Source organism: Cryobacterium breve, from assembly GCF_027594785.1.
GTDB classification, from domain to species: Bacteria; Actinomycetota; Actinomycetes; order Actinomycetales; family Microbacteriaceae; genus Cryobacterium; species Cryobacterium breve_A.
In genome coordinates this window covers 1,249,396-1,268,619 of sequence record NZ_CP075584.1, presented here as the reverse complement: position 1 = coordinate 1,268,619, position 19,224 = coordinate 1,249,396, and the positions used below count along the sequence as shown (strand labels likewise).

At 67.3% G+C, this 19,224-nt stretch carries 16 protein-coding genes and 1 pseudogene; 14 read left to right on the top strand and 3 right to left on the bottom strand.

Features of this window, described 5'->3' with window-relative positions; genetic code table 11:
* The first annotated feature begins 238 nt into the window (after positions 1-238).
* The 8 genes and pseudogenes from KIV56_RS06180 to KIV56_RS06145 all read left to right on the top strand — a co-directional run bounded on the left by KIV56_RS06180 (position 239) and on the right by KIV56_RS06145 (position 8,966).
* Positions 239-2,557: a tagaturonate reductase gene (locus tag KIV56_RS06180; protein WP_281535553.1), complete on the top strand. Its 2,319-nt coding sequence runs from the start codon at positions 239-241 to the stop codon at positions 2,555-2,557.
* Between the two features lie 65 nt (positions 2,558-2,622).
* On the top strand, positions 2,623-4,020 hold the full coding sequence (uxaC, locus tag KIV56_RS06175; protein ID WP_281535552.1) for a glucuronate isomerase: 1,398 nt from the start codon (positions 2,623-2,625) through the stop codon (positions 4,018-4,020).
* A gap of 130 nt (positions 4,021-4,150) precedes the next feature.
* A complete protein-coding gene (locus KIV56_RS06170) occupies positions 4,151-4,606 on the top strand; it encodes an MFS transporter (RefSeq protein WP_281535551.1) in 456 nt (151 codons plus the stop codon).
* A gap of 13 nt (positions 4,607-4,619) precedes the next feature.
* A pseudogene (locus tag KIV56_RS06165) lies at positions 4,620-5,612 on the top strand (glycoside-pentoside-hexuronide (GPH):cation symporter); the annotation flags it as partial.
* 51 nt (positions 5,613-5,663) lie between these two features.
* Positions 5,664-7,211 (top strand): UxaA family hydrolase, encoded by a 1,548-nt coding sequence (locus tag KIV56_RS06160; protein WP_281535550.1) that lies wholly within the window; start codon positions 5,664-5,666, stop codon positions 7,209-7,211.
* Positions 7,211-8,104 (top strand): PfkB family carbohydrate kinase, encoded by an 894-nt coding sequence (locus tag KIV56_RS06155; RefSeq protein WP_281535549.1) that lies wholly within the window; start codon positions 7,211-7,213, stop codon positions 8,102-8,104. The genes KIV56_RS06160 and KIV56_RS06155 overlap by 1 nt, the downstream gene beginning before the upstream one ends.
* Positions 7,993-8,310, top strand: a complete 318-nt coding sequence (locus KIV56_RS06150; RefSeq protein WP_281536088.1) for a PfkB family carbohydrate kinase — start codon at positions 7,993-7,995, stop codon at positions 8,308-8,310. Before KIV56_RS06155 ends, KIV56_RS06150 begins: the two co-directional genes overlap by 112 nt.
* Entirely contained in the window at positions 8,307-8,966 is a 660-nt protein-coding gene (locus tag KIV56_RS06145; protein WP_281535548.1) for a bifunctional 4-hydroxy-2-oxoglutarate aldolase/2-dehydro-3-deoxy-phosphogluconate aldolase, read from the top strand. Before KIV56_RS06150 ends, KIV56_RS06145 begins: the two co-directional genes overlap by 4 nt.
* Before the next feature lie 101 nt (positions 8,967-9,067).
* Here KIV56_RS06145 and KIV56_RS06140 read toward each other — a convergent pair whose 3' ends face one another.
* The gene (locus tag KIV56_RS06140) at positions 9,068-9,667 is read right to left on the bottom strand and encodes a histidine phosphatase family protein (RefSeq protein ID WP_281535547.1); all 600 of its coding nucleotides are present in this window, start codon (positions 9,665-9,667) and stop codon (positions 9,068-9,070) included.
* A 296-nt stretch (positions 9,668-9,963) separates the two neighbouring features.
* Here KIV56_RS06140 and KIV56_RS06135 point away from each other — a divergent pair, with 296 nt between their 5' ends.
* The 5 genes from KIV56_RS06135 to KIV56_RS06115 all read left to right on the top strand — a co-directional run bounded on the left by KIV56_RS06135 (position 9,964) and on the right by KIV56_RS06115 (position 16,297).
* On the top strand, positions 9,964-10,776 hold the full coding sequence (locus KIV56_RS06135) for a hypothetical protein (RefSeq protein ID WP_281535546.1): 813 nt from the start codon (positions 9,964-9,966) through the stop codon (positions 10,774-10,776).
* Positions 10,777-11,092: 316 nt separating this feature from the next.
* Positions 11,093-12,130, top strand: a complete 1,038-nt coding sequence (locus tag KIV56_RS06130) for a hypothetical protein (protein ID WP_281535545.1) — start codon at positions 11,093-11,095, stop codon at positions 12,128-12,130.
* A 51-nt stretch (positions 12,131-12,181) separates the two neighbouring features.
* Positions 12,182-12,604 (top strand): DUF7715 family protein, encoded by a 423-nt coding sequence (locus tag KIV56_RS06125; protein ID WP_281535544.1) that lies wholly within the window; start codon positions 12,182-12,184, stop codon positions 12,602-12,604.
* Between the two features lie 115 nt (positions 12,605-12,719).
* The gene (locus KIV56_RS06120) at positions 12,720-13,739 is read left to right on the top strand and encodes an LLM class flavin-dependent oxidoreductase (RefSeq protein WP_281535543.1); all 1,020 of its coding nucleotides are present in this window, start codon (positions 12,720-12,722) and stop codon (positions 13,737-13,739) included.
* Between the two features lie 137 nt (positions 13,740-13,876).
* Positions 13,877-16,297: an HAD-IC family P-type ATPase gene (locus KIV56_RS06115; RefSeq protein WP_281535542.1), complete on the top strand. Its 2,421-nt coding sequence runs from the start codon at positions 13,877-13,879 to the stop codon at positions 16,295-16,297.
* Here the strand turns inward: KIV56_RS06115 and KIV56_RS06110 are convergent.
* A complete protein-coding gene (locus tag KIV56_RS06110) occupies positions 16,279-16,677 on the bottom strand; it encodes a DUF7144 family membrane protein (protein ID WP_281535541.1) in 399 nt (132 codons plus the stop codon). The two genes, KIV56_RS06115 and KIV56_RS06110, sit on opposite strands and share 19 nt — an antisense overlap.
* A gap of 869 nt (positions 16,678-17,546) precedes the next feature.
* Between KIV56_RS06110 and KIV56_RS06105 the strand changes: the two genes are divergently transcribed.
* On the top strand, positions 17,547-18,362 hold the full coding sequence (locus KIV56_RS06105) for an endonuclease/exonuclease/phosphatase family protein (protein ID WP_348648481.1): 816 nt from the start codon (positions 17,547-17,549) through the stop codon (positions 18,360-18,362).
* Positions 18,363-18,393: 31 nt separating this feature from the next.
* Here the strand turns inward: KIV56_RS06105 and KIV56_RS06100 are convergent, their stop codons facing one another.
* Positions 18,394-19,191, bottom strand: coding sequence for a potassium channel family protein (locus KIV56_RS06100; RefSeq protein ID WP_281535540.1), 798 nt, complete (start codon positions 19,189-19,191; stop codon positions 18,394-18,396).
* Between the last annotated feature and the right edge of the window lie 33 nt (positions 19,192-19,224).

The window sequence follows — 19,224 nt, the reverse complement described above, 5'->3', positions numbered from 1 at the left end:
AAGATTGTGCATTGTGCACCATGAGAGGGCAGTTCTGCCCGATGGAACTCAATACGGCAACTCTACCGTGAAAGCAGTTGTTACTCAGCTGTCAACCGGTGCTAGTGTTTCATCTGACGGACACGCGTTCTGCTGAGCGGAACAACTCACGGGCTCCGCCACACTTTCGCCTCACGTTTATCGCCTCAAAGAGGAGTACGTATGACAACCCAGCAGGCTCGCACAGGGTATCCGTCTGGTGGACGGCCACGGCGGCCTCGCCGCCGTCGAGGTCACCACACCCGCGGGCAGTGGCGCCTCAACCACGGCCCTCATCTACCTGCACGGCGCGCACGTCGCCGAGTGGACTCCCGCAGGCGGCAAGCCGGTCCTCTGGATGAGCAGGTTCGGCGTCTTCTCCGAGACCGACCCGCTTCGCGGCGGCGTTCCGCTCTGCTTCCCCTGGTTCGGCCCGAACGGCACGGATGCCTCCGCTCCCAACCACGGCTGGGCTCGCCTCTCCACCTGGTCGCTCGTCGACTCCCGTACCCTGGATGCCGCCACCGAGCTCGTCTTCGAGCTGACTCAGGACAGCGTCGGCGTTCCCGCCGGATTCCACCCCTTCACCGCGCACTACACGGTGACCGTCGGCGTCGAGCTCGGCCTCGAGCTGACCGTCCGCAACGACGGTGCCACCCCGTTCGCGTTCGAGGAAGCGTTCCACACCTACTTCGCCGTCGGCGACGTCACGACGAGCACCCTCACCGGTCTCGAGACGTTCGACTACACGGACCGGTCGACCAAGCCGGCCACCGAGGGCTCCTCGCTCCTGCCGCTCGGCTTCACCGGCGAGGAAATCGATCGCCTCTACCCGATGCCCGAGGCGCTGGAACTCAGCGACCCGGCGAACGACCGCATCATCCGCGCCGTGTCGCAGGGCGCCGCGCAGACGGTCGTCTGGAACGCCGGCCGCATCAAGGCCGCAGCCATCGCCGACTACGGCACCGACGAGTGGACCGAAACCGCCTGCGCAGAGACGTGCAACGTCGGCGCCCACTTCATCACTCTCGACCCCGGGGCGACGTCGACCATGCAGGTCACCGTCACCTCCACTACTACCGAACGGAACACGAAGACCATGCAGAGACTCTCCAAGAGTGTTGTTCCCGCGATCGCGGAACTGCCCACCAAGGCCATCCAGTTCGGCGAGGGCAACTTCCTCCGCGCGTTCGTCGACTGGCAGCTGCAGCAGATGAACAACCAGGGTCTCTTCAACGGTGGCGTGAAGATCGTCCAGCCCATCGAAGGCGGCCGCGTCGCCTCCCTCGAGGAGCAGGACAACCTCTACACGGTCCTCCTCGAAGGCCTCCAGGACGGCAAGGACGTGCAGAGCCACGAGGTCATCACCGTGGTCACCGGAACCGTCAACCCGTACGTCGACAACCAGAAGTACCTCGACCTCGCGGGCGACGACAACATCGAGTTCATCTTCTCCAACACGACCGAGGCCGGCATCGCGTTCGACGACCGCGACCGTCTTGACGACAAGCCCCAGCACAGCTTCCCCGGCAAGCTCACCGCCCTCCTGTTCGAGCGTTTTTCGCTCGGCAAGAAGGGCTTCCAGATCATCCCGTGCGAGCTCATCGAACACAACGGCGACAAGCTCAAGGAATCCGTCCTCGCGACCGCCGCGCTCTGGGAGCTCGACGCCGCGTTCGTCCAGTGGGTCAACACGGACAACACCTTCTACTCCAGCCTCGTCGACCGGATCGTTCCCGGCTACCCGGCCGACCGCGCCGCCGAACTCGCCGAGGAATTCGGCTACGACGACCAGTCGATCGTCAAGGCCGAGCCGTTCCTGCTCTGGGTCATCGAAGGACCGCAGTCGCTGACGGAGTCCCTCCCGCTCGCGAAGGCCGGCCTCAACGTGACCGTCACCGACGACATGACGCCGTACCGCGAACGCAAGGTGTTCCTGCTGAACGCCCCGCACACCACGATGGCCTCGATCGCCCGCCTCGCCGGCGTCGAGACCGTGCGCGACGTGATGATCGACCCCGAGTTCTCCCAGTTCGTGAACGCGGAAATGTACGAAGAGATCATCCCGGTCATCGACCTGCCGCACGACGAACTCGCCGCGTACGCCGAGTCCGTCAAGGAACGCTTCGAGAACCGCTTCATGCACCACGAGCTCGCCTCGATCGCGCTCAACAGCATCTCGAAGTACAAGTCCCGCCTGCTGCCGATCCTGGTCAACTTCCACGAGAAGGTCGGCACCTTCCCTCCCCGCGTCACCCTGGCCCTCTCCGCACTGCTGCTGACTTACAGCGGCGACGTGGCGGTCACCGTCGTCCCCGTCGACAGCGACGAGGTGCTCGCCACCTTCCACGCCGCATACGCGACGGCCACGACGACCGGCAGCAACGTGACGGCCGACTACGTCGAAGCGATCCTCGGCGATGACTCGCTCTGGGGCCGCGACCTCACCGAACTGCCCGGCCTTGTCGCCGAGGTCACCACCGGCCTCGACAACCTGCGCACCCTCGGTGCCCGCGCGACCATCGCGCTCCTGGCCTGATCGGCCGAAGCACACCCACCGACTGATCCACCGCAACGACTGCACGGAACAAAGGACTGTTTCTGATGTTTTTGAATGACGATTTCCTGCTCACCACGCCGATGGCGAAGAAGCTCTTCCACAATCACGCGAAGAACATGCCGATTGTCGACTACCACTGCCACCTGAGCCCCCAGGAGATCCTCGAAGACGGCAACTTCGCGACGATCACCGAAGCCTGGCTCGGCGGCAACAACTACGGCGACCACTACAAGTGGCGCCTGATGCGCACCAACGGGGTCCCCGAGAGCCTCATCACGGGAGACGGCGCCGACTTCGACAAGTTCTACGCCTGGGCGGGCACCCTCGAGAAGGCGCTCGGCAACCCGCTCTACGTCTGGGCTCACCTCGAACTCAAGCGCTTCTTCGGCATCGACACCGTGATCAGCCGGGCAACGGCCCGCGAGATCTACGACGCGGCCAACGTGCTGCTCGCGACGCCGGCGTTCTCCCGCCGCAACCTGATCCGGGGCATGAACGTGAAGGTCGTCGTCACGACGGACGACCCCGCAGACGACCTGCACGTCCATGAGCTGCTCAAGGCGGAGAGCGCGTTCACCGTGCTGCCGGCGTTCCGCCCGGACAAGACCCTGAACATCGACCAGGCCGGGTACGCGGCGTACATCGCCACCCTCGGCACGGCGGCGGGCGTCACCATCACCGCATTCGCGGACATCGTCGAGGCCCTCTCGAAGCGCGTCGACTTCTTCCACACCATGGGCGGACGCCTGTCCGACCACGCCCTCGACATCGTCGTCTACGAAGAGGCCACCCCGGCCGAACTCGACGCGATCGTCACGAACGCCCTCGCCGGCGGCACCCTGACCGCGACCGAGATCGCGCAGTACCGCACGGCTCTGCTCAAGGCCCTGATGCGCATCTACAGCGCCAAGGACTGGACGATGCAGTACCACCTCCACGCGATGCGCAACATCAACGACCCGGGCTTCGCCCGCATGGGCGCAGACACCGGCTACGACGCGATCAACGACCGCAACATCGCCGAGCCGCTCGCCAAGCTCTTCAACGCGATGGAATCCGAGGATGCGGTTCCCCGCACCATCATCTTCTCGCTGAACCCGAACGACTACCTGCCGCTGATCACCCTGATGGCGTGCTACCAGAAGGACGTCGTCCAGAAGCTCCAGCTCGGCAATGCCTGGTGGCACAACGACACCCGCAACGGCATGCGCCTGCAGCTGTCGACCTTCGCGGAGGAGAGCCTGCTCTCCAACTTCGTCGGAATGCTCACGGACTCCCGGAGCTTCCTCTCCTACCCGCGCCACGAGTACTTCCGCCGCATCCTCTGCGAACTGATCGGCGAATGGGTCGAACTCGGCGAAGTTCCCGACGACGAGGCCATCCTCGGCCAGATGGTCGAAGACATCTCGTACAACAACGCGAACACCTACTTCGGGTTCTAGCCCGTTCGGCCCCGAGCAGGCACCGAGGACACACGACCCGCCCGGGGCATCCACCCGCACAGTACCTCAGCACGAACAGCACGAACCAGCACGAACCCATTAGATCCAGCACATAGGAGTGAACCGCATTATGAGTACAACCACCAAGGGCCTGCCCGGCGCCATGGGAGCCACCGGCCCCGAAGGCTCCGCCGGCGTCACCGTCATTGATCGCATCTCCCGCAAGGAGAAGGTCGCCTATGGCTTCGGCGACTTCGGCAACGGCTTCATGTTCGACCTCGGACAGTCGTACCTGACGAAGTTCTGGATCGACACCGCCGGCATCGCGCCCGCCGTCGTCGCTCTCATCTTTACGCTCAGCAAACTGTTCGATGCCTGCATGGACCCGCTCGCGGCCGCATTCATCGACAGCCGCCGCTTCGGCAAGCGCGGAAAATTCCGCCCCGTCATGATGGTCTCCTCCATCCTGCTCGCCGTCATGACCGTCGTCACCTTCACGATGCCCGACGTGGACATGGGCTGGAAGATCGCCTTCGCCGCCGGCACGTACGCGGTCTGGGGGATCATCTACTCCTTCCACCAATGACCCGTACGGCTCCCTCGCCTCGGTCATGACCCGCGATATCAAGGACCGCGCTGAGCTCGCGACCAGCCGCCAGGCCGGTTCGCTCGGCGCCCAGTGGATCTGTGGCTTCGCGTTCATCCCGATGATGATGATCTTCGGTGGCATGACCGCCCAGAACTTCATGTTCGCCTCGATGGTCATGGCCATCGTCGGCGTCGTGTCCTTCTACATCTGCTACCGCGGCACCAAGGAGCGCGTGTACGTCAACCGTGCCGTCGGCTTCGAGAAGAACGGCATGAAGGACTACGCCAAGGCGATCTTCACCAACAAGCCGCTCCTCGCCCTCGTGCTCATGACGCTCTTCACCATCTCCTCGATGAACGTCAACAACATGATGATGATCTTCTTCGCCCAGTACAACCTCGGCAACATCGCCCTCCAGGCCGTGCTCAACCTCGTCATGATCGGTGCCTCCATCGTCGGCATCATGTTCATCCCGAAGATGGTCGCCAAGTGGGGCAAGAAGAAGACGGCCATGGCCGGATTCATCGTCTCCATCGTCGCCAACGGCCTGAACTTCATCATTCCGACCAACCTGTGGACGTTCATGATCCTCGTCACCATCGGCTACGCCGCACTGGCCATCCCGAACGGCGTCACCTGGGCCTTCGTCTCCGACACGATCGACTACGGAGAATGGCACACCGGTGTCCGCAAGGAGACCATGACCTACGCCGCCTTCAACTTCTCCCGCAAGGTCGCCCAGTCCCTCGCCGCCCTCGTCGGCGCCGGCATGCTCGCCATCACGGGCTACGTCGCCAAGGCCACCTCGCAGTCCCCGGAGACACTCTTCGGCATCAAGGCCGTCATGACGATCTACCCGGCCATCGCACTCACCATCGCCGCCGTGATCATCTACTTCCTGTACAGCCTGAGCGACGACAAGTACCACGCCATTGCCATCGACCTCGAAGAGGGCCGCTGGGAACAGGGCATCATCGGCGAAGAAATCGCCGCCAAGGCCTGATCCGGCCAGCAGTACCCTCCCCGACCGCTTCCCAGCGAGAGAAAAGATCTCATGAGCCACATCAACAGCATTGCGACCGGCACATCCGTGCTCGTCATGGCGGAAGGCGACGATGTCGCCGTTGCCCTCCGGGACCTCGTTCCCGGTGAAGCCATCACCCTGGGCGACAGCGTTCTGAATGTGCTCGGGGCCGTCCCAAGCGGCCACAAGATCGCACTCGGATCGGTTGCGGTCGGGGACCAGGTCCACAAGTACGGCCAGTCGATCGGCACCGCAACGGCGCCGATCGTGCGCGGCGAACACGTGCACAGCCAGAACCTCGGAATGGACCTCGGTGCCCGCGTGCACGAGTTCGGTACCGTGCACACCGAGCTGCCCGCCCCGGTGGGAGCGCGTCGGACCTTCGACGGCTACCGCCGGGCGGACGGGCGCGCAGGCACACGCAACTACATCGCGATCCTCACGACGGTCAACTGCTCCGGCACGACCGCCAAACTGATCGCGGACCGCTTCCGCGGCGACCTGCTCGACCGCTTCCCGCACGTCGACGGCGTCATCGCCCTGACCCACCAGAGCGGCTGCGGCCTCGTCCTCGAGAGCGAGGGCGCGCAGATGCTCGTCCGCACCCTCAACGGCTACGCCGCCCACCCGAACATCTCCGGTGTGCTCGTGCTCAGCCTCGGCTGCGAAATGACCCCGGCCGACGTCATCCTCGGCCAGGGCGAGCTCCCGGCAGACACCCTCGTCACGACCCTCTCCATCCAGGAGACCGGCGGCATGCGCGCCACCGTCGCGGCCGGCGTCGAGGCCATCCTCGAGATGGCGGAAAAGCTCGACGAACGCCGCCGCGAGCCCATCGACATCTCTGAACTCGTCCTCGGCCTCAACTGCGGCGGCTCGGACGGCTACTCGGGCATCACCGCGAACCCGGCCCTCGGCTGGGCGTCCGACGTCCTCGTCGCCAACGGCGCGACATCCGTTCTCGCCGAGACACCCGAGATCTACGGCGCCGAGCACCTGCTCACCGCCCGCGCCACGACCCGCGAGGTCGGCCTCAAGCTGATCGACCGGATCAACTGGTGGGAAAAGTACATCGTCACCGGCGGCGGAACCATGGACAACAACCCCTCTCCCGGGAACAAGGCCGGCGGCATCACCACCATCCTGGAGAAGTCGCTCGGCGCCGTCGCCAAGGCCGGCCGCGCCGACCTCGCAGCGGTCTACGAATACGCAGAGCCGATGACCACCCGCGGCCTCGGCTTCATGGACACCCCCGGCTACGACCCGGTGTCCGTCACCGGCCTCGTCGCCGGCGGAGCGACGGTCGTCGTCTTCACGACCGGCCGCGGTTCGGTCTTCGGCTGCAAGCCGACCCCGAGCATCAAGGTCGGCACCAACACCGCGCTGTTCGTGCGCCAGGGTGACGACGTCGACATCAACGCCGGACGGATCGCCGACGGCACCGCCCGCGTCGAAGAGGTCGGCGCCGAGATCCTCGACATGATCATCGCCGTCGCCTCCGGCAAGCAGACCACGAGCGAAGAGTTCAACGTCGGCCAGGAAGAGTTCGTGCCGTGGCACATCGGAGCGGTGACCTGATGACCGACGAACAGGCGGGCGCCCAGGCGCTGCAGGAGGAGCCTGGCAACCCGGCCACCTCCGGCGTCGACCAGGGTGAACCTCAGGTGGTCTGCTTCGGCGAGACCATGGGCATGTTCACCCCCACGTCGACGACATCCCTCGACATCGCGGAGGGCTTCCACCTCGGCGTCGGCGGGGCGGAGTCCAACATGGCCGCGCACCTCGCCGAGCTCGGCCACCACGTGGCCTGGGCCGGCAACGTCGGCCAGGACCCGATCGGCACCAAGGTCATCACGACGCTCGACTGCGGGGGAGTGGACACCCGCTGGGTGCACCGCACCCCGGCAAGCCCGACCGGCCTGTACCTCAAGGAGCCGGACACCGGCTCCGGCGCGCATGTCTTCTACTACCGTGCGGGTTCCGCAGCCTCCGAGCTGGGCGTGGCGGATGCCGCAGCCTGGCCCCTGCAGTCCGCCCACTTGATCCACACGAGCGGAATCACGCCCTCGCTGTCGCCGAGCCTGCTCCGCCCTCGTGGAACACGTGCTCGACCACGCGGCGGAGTGGGGCACCTCGGTGTCCTTCGACGTCAACTACCGGTCCAAGCTCTGGCCCGTGAGCGTGGCCGGACCCCGGCTGCGCGAACTCGCCGGCAAGGCAACGGTCGTCCTCGTTGGACTCGACGAAGCCGCCACCATCTGGGGCTGCGTCACCTCGGACGACGTACGCGCCCTGCTGCCCGACGTGCCATACCTCGTCGTCAAGGACGGAGCCTGTCGACGCAACGGAGTTCGCGCTTCTGCCCGACGGCACCCGCCGCACGACGGTCGTCCCTGCCCGCAAGGTCGAGGTCGTCGAGCCGGTCGGAGCCGGGGACGCCTTCGCCGCCGGTTACCTGTCCGCGCTCATGAACGGGGAGTCGTCCGAAGTCCGCCTGAACCACGGGCACGCGCTCGCCGCCTGGGCGCTCGGCAGCCGCGAGGACTTCCGGCCCGGCCACGGGCTGTTCGCGGCAACGCCGGCGACCGCCGCCGAATCCGCGATGGCCGGCGGGAACGCCTCCGCCACCCACGACTCACAATCCGATCTCACCGATCTTAGGAGACTGTCCGCATGACCAGCACAACCGCCCTTCCCACCACTGAGTGGTTCCCCGGAGACTTCTTCCGCATCCCCGTCCTCGCCGTTCTGCGTGGTCTCTCGCTGACCGAATCCGTGCGCCTCTCCGAGCGCGCCTGGGATGCCGGAGTCCAGCATGTCGAGATCCCGATCCAGACCGCTGACGCGGTCCCCGTCCTGAAGGCCGTCGCCGAAGCGGCCGCCGGGCGCGGCCTCGTCGTCGGCGCCGGCACCGTCACCAACCTCGAACAGCTCGACGCCGCCGAAAAGGTCGGCGTCGCCTTCACCGTCTCCCCGGGCTTCAGCCCGGAGATCGTCGCGGAGAGCGTTCGCCGCGGCATCCCACATCTTCCGGGGGTGGCCACTGCGACCGAGATCCTCCAGGCTCGTGCGCTCGGCCTCCGCTGGGTCAAGGTCTTCCCGGCCTCGATCCTCGGCCCGAACTGGGCGAAGTCCATGAAGGGCCCGTACCCCGACATGAACTTCATCGCCACCGGCGGAGTCACCGCGCTCAACGCGCCCGACTTCCTCTCCTCCGGAGTGAGCGTCGTCGGCCTGAGCTCGTCCTTCGCGGACGACGCCCAGCTCGAGCTCGTGCGCGGCCTCATCGCCGCCAGCGCAGCATCCGTTCTGACGGGTGCCGGCCGGAAGTAAGACTCAGCGAGACCGAGTCGCACAAAGACTGCGGCGTCCAGGACGTGCTTCGGCCCCTGGGCGCCGCGTTTGCGCTTTAAGCCCGGCCCGAGCCTCTGCGGCTAGAGAACGGGGTCCATCGAGTTCAGGTGGCAGGCGTCGTTCCACATCTGCAGCACGCGGTTGTCGCGTTCCCAGCCGAGGGTGGACACCGTCGCGGTGCCGAGGCTGAAGTGCTTGCCCGCTGAGGCAGGCAGGCCCATCCAGCGGGCCGTCATGATGCGCAGGAAATGCCCGTGCGCGAACACGGCGACGGGACCCGGAGCCGCGAGGCACTGCGCGATCGCGAGGTCGGCCCGCTCGCCGACCTCGTCGGCGGACTCGCCGCCGGTCATCGGGTGCGTCCACACGGACCAGTCCGGAATCTCCCGGCGGATGGCTTCGGTCGTGCGCCCCTCGAACACGCCGTAGTCCCATTCGAGGACGTCTTGGGACGCCATGCCCTGGGCGGCATATCCTGCGCGTTCCATGGTCTCCCAGGCCCGCTGCAGAGGGCTGGACAACACCGTCGGGAAAGCCTCGCCGTCGAGCATCTCGCCGAGCGCATCCGCCTGCTGCCTGCCGAGGTCGGTGAGCGGTATATCGGTGCGACCGGTGTGCCGGCCGGAGATGCTCCACTCGGTCTGCCCGTGCCGGATCAGGACGATGTCACGCGCGGTCATGATGAATCCTCGTGATTCTCAACTTCGTGGAGTCTGCACCTTCATGAAATATCGACCGGAATGAACCCGTCGATTCTTCGAGTTTAGACAGGCTCGTCGCGGAGCCTGACGGGGCGAGCGCGCGGAACGCGCCCCGATACCCATGACATTCGGAGGAAAAAGTGAGGGTTTGTGCAGGATTCCCGGCCACTATGGCCGATTCGCCTGCGCAGCATCCGAGCGCGCGGGCCCAAGACCAGTGAGCGCTGGCCCACGAACCCCTATTCGTGCGCCCGTGCTCACGACACCGGGACTCTATGACATCGCATTCGACACTCACCCGCCGCTCTCCGCACTCTCGCCGGATCATCGCCATTTCCCTGGCCTCCGCCGTTGCCGTAGCCCTCGTCACCGGAGGGTCATACGCCCTCCAGGCCGCGAACGCTGCCCAGGATCGCGTGACCGCCACCGCCGCCCTCTCCGAGAGCACCGGCCGCCAGCACGACCAACTGGGCGTGTACGACTCCATCGCCACGGTGCACGCGAAAGACGCCGCCGCCGCCGCGCTCGATAGGGCCAACGCGGTGCTCGCTGCCGCCAAGGACAAGGTCGACGCGACCACCCTGAGCGACGTCGCGAGCTCTCTCGCGAGCTACGAGGTCCTGCCCATCGACGAGGTCGAGTCGCTGACCCAGCGCACGGCCGCCATCTCGACGAGCGTCGCAGCCGCGGCAGCAGAGGCAGACCGGGTCGCCGCCGAGCAGGCGGCCGCCGCAGCCGCAGCGGCCGAGGCGCAGCGGCTGCAGGCCCTCGCCGCAGCGAACACGCCCGCAGGCGCGAAGAACGTGGCCCAGAGCCTGGCCGCCTCGAAGTACGGCTGGGGCGACGGACAGTTCAGCTGCCTCGTGCAGTTGTGGCAGAAGGAGTCCGGCTGGTCGTACACGGCGCACAATCCGAGTGGAGCGACCGGCATCCCGCAGGCGCTTCCCGGGAGCAAGATGGCCTCGGCCGGCTCTGACTGGGCCACGAACGCCGCCACGCAGGTCGCCTGGGGACTCGGCTACATCGCCGGCTCCTACGGAACACCCTGCGCCGCGTGGGCACACTCCGAGGCGTACAACTACTACTGAGTGCGCCCTGATCGGGAGCAGTCATTCCGTCGATTCGGGTGCCCGCGGCTGGAAATCGGCCGCCCTGTTCCTGAGAAAAACTCAGAAACGCTGAGTTTCCCTCGATTGCGCGGGAGGGCCTGACGTTCCGTGGCCCTCCCGCACCGCGGAACGCGGTGATCGGGTGCTCCCTTGCACGACTTATGGAGGTTTTGGTCGGGACTTTGCCAGAAAGCCTCTGCACCATGGCCAATTCGCCCGCGCCGCCACCGAGAGCGTAGGCCTGACACCGAGCGGATCCGGCAGCTTTTCGCACCGGTCCTCGATTGCAGGAAACATGAACTCATCTTCGCCAGCACCTGATTCGCCCGCAGATTCGGCTCCCGTCGACACTCGGGCTTCCCGCAGGAAGCACCCCAGGGCACGTCGCCCGAAACGGATCACCCTCGTCACGGCCGCCATGGCGATCGCCGCGATCGTGGCCGGGAGCGGCTTCGCGGCCAGCGCGGCCGCCGAGGCAGCCACCGCCGCGCGGAACCGGATGGCCGAAACGGCCGACGTTTCAACGGCGACGGGCCGGCAGCACGACCAGCTCACCGTGTACACCTCGATCGCAACGGTGCACGCCCAGGACGCCGCATCCGCTGCCCTGGCCGACGCCAACCAGGTCGTCGCCGCGGCCGTGAACAAGGTGGATGCCTCCACGTTGACCGCAGCGGCGAGTTCGCTGGCCAGTTTCCAGGTCCTGCCCATCGACCAGGTCGAGTCGCTGACCGCCCGGACCAAGGCCGAGACGAGCACCGTGCAGGCCGCCGTCGCGGAAGTCGACCGTGTTGCGGCCGAAAAGGCCGCGGCTCAGGCGGCCGCCGCTGCAGCAGCCCAGGCCGCCGCGGAAGCCCAGGCCGCCGAGGCGGCGAGGGCTGCCCAGGCCGCTGCAGCCGCCGCGGCCGCCGCAGCGCCGCAACCGGCAGCAGCATCGTCGTCGGGGGACAACAGCCCGGCCGGCGCGCGCGCGACGGCGAGTGCGATGGCCTCCTCCCGGTACGGATGGGGCAGCGGGGAATTCAGCTGCCTCAGCCAGCTGTGGGACAGGGAATCCGGGTGGAACTACAAGGCGTACAACAGGCTCCAGCGGGGCAACCGGCATCCCGCAGGCGTTGCCGGGAAGCAAGATGGCCTCTGCGGGGTCGGACTGGGCCTCGAACGCGGCGACGCAGATCAGCTGGGGCCTCGGCTACATCAAGTCGGCATACGGCAGCCCCTGTGCGGCGTGGGCGCACTCCGAGTCCTTCGGCTACTACTGAGCGTCGGGTGCCGACCCGCTCGTGAACCGTCCCACCGCTCCACCCCTTCGGATGTCGGTGGCCCCTGTTAGCGTCGTTCCATCCACTCCCTGAGGCTCGTGCCGAGACCGAGGAGGACGGGAATGAAGGTTTTGGTGGCCACCGGGGCGACGCAGGGTGCCCGCGCCAGCGACTCGAACGGCTGTATCGAGGGTGAGCTCGTGTGGATGCTCGAGCCGTGCCCGTACAGCCGCTGGGCGCCATACGGGGACTGTGGCTGCGGGCGTTCGTTCAGCGGGATGAACTCGCTGCAGGCCACGACGACGGCACGGGTATCCGACGTGCCCGGCCTCACGAGGGACTACTACGAGCAGGCCCTGCGCGCGTGTTTCGACGCGCACGGCTGGTGCGTCTGCTGCCAGGCGAGGCCCGTGCCTGAACTCGTGGACGAACTCATCACCCTCGCGACGATCCTTGACGAGGGCACCGTTGTGGAACGCCGCCTCGACAGGCTCTCCGTGCGGCGAGTGCCCCGGGTGAAGCGGCGCGGGAACGAACGCGCATAGCGGGCCCGGCCCGGCCCGGCCCGGTCCGGCCCGGTCCGTTCCGGTCCGGTTCAGGGAACGGCGGTGCGGCGAGGCCGCCGGGAATACCCGGCGGCCCGTCCGCGCTGCACCGGGCATGAAGCACATCGGATTCCTCTCGTTCGGCCACCACCAGGCGGTGCGGGGTTCCCTCGCCCGCACCGCGCGAGACGCGCTGCTGCAGACGGTGGAGCTCGCGGTCGCCGCCGAGGAACTCGGCGTCGACGGCGCGTACGTGCGCGTGCACCACTTCGCCCGGCAGTTCGCCTCGCCGTTTCCGCTGCTCGCGGCGATGGCGGCGCGCACGAGCCGGATCGAACTCGGCACGGGCGTCATCGACATGCGCTACGAGAACCCGCTGTACATGGCGGAGGAAGCGGCGATCACCGACCTGATCAGCAACGGGCGTCTCCAGCTCGGCATCAGTCGCGGGTCGCCCGAAACCGCGCAGCGCGGCTACGAGAACTGCGGCTATGTTCCCGCCGACGGGCAGACCGACGCGGACGTCGCCCGCGAGCACACGTCCATCTTCCGTGCCGCAATCATCGGGGCCGGGATCGCGACCCCGAACCCGCAGATGTCGGCCGGCACCGGCCTGTTGCCGATCCAGCCGCAGGCTCCGGGACTGGGCGAGCGGATCTGGTGGGGCTCCGGCACGCGGGCGACCGCGAAATGGGTGGGCGAGCAGGGCATGAACCTGATGAGCTCGACCCTTCTCACCGAAGACACCGGTGTCCCGTTCGGTGATCTGCAGGCGGAGCAGATCGCGATCTACCGTGAAGCCTGGGCGGCCGCGGGGCACCCCGGCACGCCGCGGGTATCGGTGAGCCGCAGCATCCTGCCGCTTGTCACCGACGAGGACCGCGCCTACTTCGGTCGCCCGGGCAGCCGGGAATCCGAGGACCAGGTCGGCTACCTCGACGGTGGTCTCGCCCGCTTCGGCAAGAGCTACGTCGGTGAGCCTGACCAGATCGTCGCCGAGCTGGCGACGGATGCCGCGGTGAAGGACGCCGACACCGTGCTCGTGACGATCCCCAACCAGCTCGGAGTCGCCTACAACGCGCGCCTCCTCGAGAGCATCGTCACCCACGTCGCCCCGGGCCTCGGCTGGCGCTGAGCCTCGTGAGACGCGCGGACGACCGGCGCGAGAAAGTTCGCCGTTCCGGCTAGCGCGAACGTGGCCCCGGTCGTACCGTATTCGCACCGGGTCGTGCGGCCCGGTATCGGGGCCCTGCGGCCCGGAGAGGACACGGGGTGCCGGACACCGGGCTGACCGCGGCAGAGGTCGCCGAGCGCGTCGCGGCCGGGCGTACCAACGCCTTCGTGCAGGACACCAGCCGCAGTGTGTGGAGCATCCTGCGCGCCAATGTGCTCACCCTCTTCAACGGCATCATCCTGGCCTGCTTCCTCGTGCTTCTGGCGATCGGCCGCTGGCAGGATGCCCTGTTCGGCTTCAGCGCGATCGCGAACGCGATCATCGGCACGGTCCAGGAGTACCGGGCCAAGCGGGCCCTCGACCGCCTGGCCCTCCTCAACGCCCCGAACGCGCGGGTGCTTCGCGACAGCATCGAGCAGGAGATCGACGTCGCCGCGGTCGTGATGGACGATACCCTCGTGCTGCGCGCCGGCGACCAGGTCGCTGCCGACGGGATCGTGTCCGGCTCGCGCGGACTGCAGATCGACGAGTCGATGCTGACCGGGGAATCGGATGCGGTCGAAAAGGTTCCCGGCGACCGGGCGCTCTCCGGATCGATCGTCGTGGCGGGGGAAGGGCTTGCCGCCGTCGACCGGGTCGGGGCTGAGTCGTTCGCGAATTCCCTCGCCGCCGAGGCGAAGCGGTTCTCCCTCGTCGCGTCGGAAATCCGCACCTCGATCAACCGCGTGCTGAAGTGGGTGGCGTGGATCATCGGTCCGATCGCCCTGCTGGTGCTCAACGCGCAGATGGTCGCGCAGGGCGGCTGGGAGGAAGCGTCCGCAGGCGGGGCGTGGCGGGACGCGGCGACCGCCACGATCGCCGCGGTCGTCGCGATGGTGCCCCTCGGCCTTGTGCTCATGACGAGCATCACCTTCGCCGTCGGCGCCGTGAAGCTCGCCCGGCAACAGGTGCTCGTGCAGGAACTGCCCGCCGTCGAGGGACTCGCCCGGGTGGACATCATCTGTCTCGACAAAACCGGAACCCTGACCCAGGGCGACATCGTTTTCGACGACGCGCATCCGTTGACCCCGGTCGTCGGGTGGGAGGGCGTCCTGGCCTGGTACGGGGCACAGCACGATGCCAACGCGACCGCACGGAGCCTGGCCGGCCGCTTCACCGATCCGATCCAGGAGGAGCCCGTCGATCGGGTGCCGTTCTCCTCCGCCCGCAAATGGAGCGCGGTCGTGTTCGGCGACGGCATGTGGATCCTGGGCGGCCCCGAGATGGTCTTCCCGGCCGCCGACCCCGGAGGCGACCCCGGCAGCGGTCCCGGCGGTGGTCCCGGGACCGGCGCCCTCCGCACGGTGGCGACCCGGGCCCGCGACCTGGCCGCCACCGGCCGGCGCACCCTCGTGCTCGCCCACGGCACGCCGACAGACGATGAGACCGTGCCGGGCGACGCCGTCCCTGTCGTGTTGCTCACCTTCCGGGAGAACATCCGGCCAGACGCCTACGACACCCTCGCCTACTTCGCGGCGCAGGACGTCGGAGTGCGGATCATCTCCGGTGACAACCCGCACACCGTCGCGGCCATCGCCCGCGACGTCGGCCTGGAGGCGCCGGACGGCTTCGACGCTCGCGGGCTGCCCGACCGGGACGAGGATCTCCTCGGGATCCTGGACCGGTACATCGTGTTCGGGCGGGTCACGCCAGACCAGAAGAAGCGGATCGTGGTTGTGCTGAAGTCGGCAGGGCACACCGTCGCCATGACCGGAGACGGCGTGAACGACGCCCTTGCCATCAAGGAGGCCGATATCGGCATAGCCATGAATTCGGGCGCGGCCGCGACCAAGGCGGTCGCCCGGCTTGTGCTGCTCGACGGCCGGTTCTCGCACCTGCCGAGCGTCGTCGCGGAGGGACGCCAGGTGATCGCGAACATCGAACGCGTCTCGATGCTCTTCCTCACCAAGACCGCGTACGCGACCTTCCTCGCGATCACCTTCGGGATCCTGCTGCTGCCGTTCCCGTTCCTGCCACGGCAGCTGTCCGTCACCGACGGGCTCACCATCGGCATCCCGGCGTTCTTCCTCGCCCTGCTCCCGAACGCGCAACGCTACGTGCCGGGCTTCCTCCGCCGCTCGCTGACCTTTGCGATTCCTGCTGGGGTCGCCGTGACCTTCGGCCTGGCCGCATACTCCAAGCTCGCCGCGAACCTCGAGATCCCCGAGGCCGAGATCCGCAGCGGCTCCACGCTCATCCTGACCATCATCGGCCTCTGGATCCTCGTGGTCCTGTCCCGCCCCGTGACCCGGTTCAAAGGCCTCGTCATCGGCGCGATGATGGTCGGGCTCGTGCTCGTGTACTCGGTGCCGATCAGCCGCAGCTTCCTGCAGCTCGTCAACCCCACCCTGCCCACGGCGCTGCTCATACTCGCGACCTCCGTCGTGTGCATCGCGCTCATCGAGATCGTGCGATTCGCGCACCGGCGCATCGCCCGTCGCGACGCGGAACGGGCCCTCGCTCAGCGCACCGCGAAGTAGCGGCGCCCAGCCCCCGTCCACAACGGCAGGACCACGCACACGACGACGAGCCCCTGGATCGCGACGCCAGACCAGTCCCCATCATCCGCGACGATCAGGTCGGCGACCATGAGCGCGAGGGCCAGCACGACCACGACCGTCGCACTCAACCGCGAGACCCGGCTCCCGCGCGAGACCCCGGAAGCGAGAGCGACGACGAACAGGCCGAACAGGATCATGCCGGCCCCCGTCAGCGTCACGGCAAAGGCAACCCCATCAGCGGCCACATCGGGCACGTACCGCAGGAAGATGGTCAGGATGCCGAGGACGATCTGCGCGATCCCGCCGATGTACATCAGCACCACGGCGAAAGTCACCGCGCCCGGCCGCTTCACGGTCATAGATCTGGCCTCCTCGGACTCGCCCGTCGTCGCGACCAAACTACCGACGCACGGCACCATTGTGCAATGACCCCACCCGACACTCCTCTCAGCCTGAATCGACCGCTGAGTTGCGGAGAAAACACCTTCCCGGTGCGCATCGGGGTGCTTTCTCCGCAACTGAAACTCGGCCGGGGCATCCGCCACCGGGACTGTGGATAATTCGCGCGCAATCTCAGCGAAAAAGGCATCCTCGAGGGATGATTGCGCGAATTCCCCTCCCCTCTCCCTTCGATGAGAACCCGTTCACCGTGGGTGCGGCTCGCCTGGCTGGGGTCGGTCGGTCGCGCCTGGCCGGCAACGATCTGGGGAAGGCGCTGTGGGGAGTCCGCCTCCCTCCCGGGGCCGTCACAGATCTCGACACGCTGTGCGAGGCATTGACCATACGGATGCCGCCACACGCCTTCTTCACACACGCGACCGCCGCGCGTTTGATGAGGCTTCCGCTGCCGCCGCGCCTCGATTCCGCGCTGCCGCTGCACGTCGGAGTGGCAGTACCAGGGGGATCAGCACCGCACGGATCGGACTCAATGGCGGAGGGACATCCGCCGGGTGGGAGGTCTCGAGGACAATGGCTGGCAGATGCTGCAGTACACGGACGACGACCTGCACTCAGCGATCGCGCTCGTTGCTCGACTCGAACGACGCTTGCGCAGCCGCGGCTGGACCGGGGTAAGGCGTTCGCGCTCCTGAGCCGCTCATAAACGCTCCCTGGTCGCTGAGTTTCGGAGAAAACACCTTCCCGGGAGCAAAGAAGGTGTTTTCTCCGCAACTCAGGCAGGCGCATTAGGCTTGAATAACCATCACGAGTCGGAAGCCAGGTCAGAGACGTGCGGGTCATCAGCTACAACCTTCGGAAGAACCGGGCGGTCGGCGAACTCGCCGCGCTCTCCGTCACCTACGAGCCGGACGTGCTCTGCCTCCAGGAAGCGGACACCCTCGAGCTGCCCGACGACATCGGCACGCTCCACCTCGCAGACTCGACCCTGACCAACCGGCTCGGCCTCGCGATCTACTACCGCCAGGACCGGTTCGAGGCCGTGACTACGCAGGCCTTCGCGCTCAAGAAATCCCTGCACGACATGGTCCTGCGCCCGGCGCACGAGCGCCTGATCGGCACCCGCCTGATCGACAGGCAGGTCGAACGCGAACTCGTCGTCGCGTCGTTCCACGCCGCGCCCCTGACCGCGCGTAATTCCCTCCGCCGCAACCAGATCCGCTCGGCGCACGAGGAACTCAACCGGCTCGGCCCCGGCCTGCCGACGCTCATGGTCGGCGACTACAACTACCCGATCTTCAAGGGCAACCTCGGCGACAAGGTCACGGAGTCCGGCTACGACCTCACCCTGAGTGACACCCGCACGTACACGCGCTACAAGTTCTTCCGGGGCCACTTCGACCTCGCCACCTCGGTCGGCCTGACCATCGAGAACGTCGAGACGCTCCCGCGCGGGACGTCCGACCATATGCCGATCATGGTCACGTCGTCCTACACCGAGGAACCGCCGACGCAGACGCTCCGGCAGAGTGCCCGGAAGAGCATTCGCGAGACGGATGCCGCCCGCTCGGCGTCGAAGACCGCGACGCAGATCGCGACCGCGGCCGAGATCAGCACGGCGCCGCCGCGCGCCGACTTCGACATCTGAGCAATCCGGGAAATCTGGGTCGGCCGAAGCGTCAGTCCGCGGTCGGCGGAGCCGGGAGCGGCTGCCCGGCCAGGCGCGCGACGAGGGCTTTGAGCTCGCCGATCTCGATGGTGAGGGCGTCGAGCTTATCCTCGTTCACGCCGAGCTCGACCTTGATCGCTTCCTCGGCCTCGCGGCCCGCGCTTGCGAACCAGGACGCGATGTACGCGGTGATGGTGCCGATCAGCGCGATCCCGGTGACGACAAGGCCGACCGCGACGAGACGCCCGTCGGTCGTGACGGGGAAGTGGTCGCCGAACCCGACGGTGGCCATGGTGATGAACGACCACCACCAGCCGTCCCACACCGTGAGAATGTTGGCGCCGGTCGCGTTCCGTTCCGCGTCGGTCACCGCGAGGCCCGCGATGAACCAGACCGACACCGCAGTGATTCCCACATAGGTCATCACCCGGTTCTTGAGCACCTTGCTCAGCCGGCGGGTGGACAGGATCACGATCGAAACCACTCGCAGGGCCCGCAACGGCCGGAACAACGGGAGGGCGACCGCGAGCAGGTCGAGGATATGGGTGCGCACGAACGCGCGGCGGTCCTCCGCGAGGCTCACCCGCACGACGAAGTCGACCGCGAAGGCCGCCCAGGTCCCGATCTCGATCCACTCGAGGAACAGGTGCCAGCCCGGACTGATCTCCGGCGCTATGATCGGCGTCGCATACGCGATCAGGAACGCGATTCCGAGGGCGAGCAGGGGAGTGTCTGTCGCGCGTTCCCAGCGGGAGCTTCGTGTCATCGCCTTCTCCTGGCTCGTCATGGTCACAGGTCGCGTGCTCATGCTAGAGGGCGAATGTTGCGCCCGCGTTTCGAA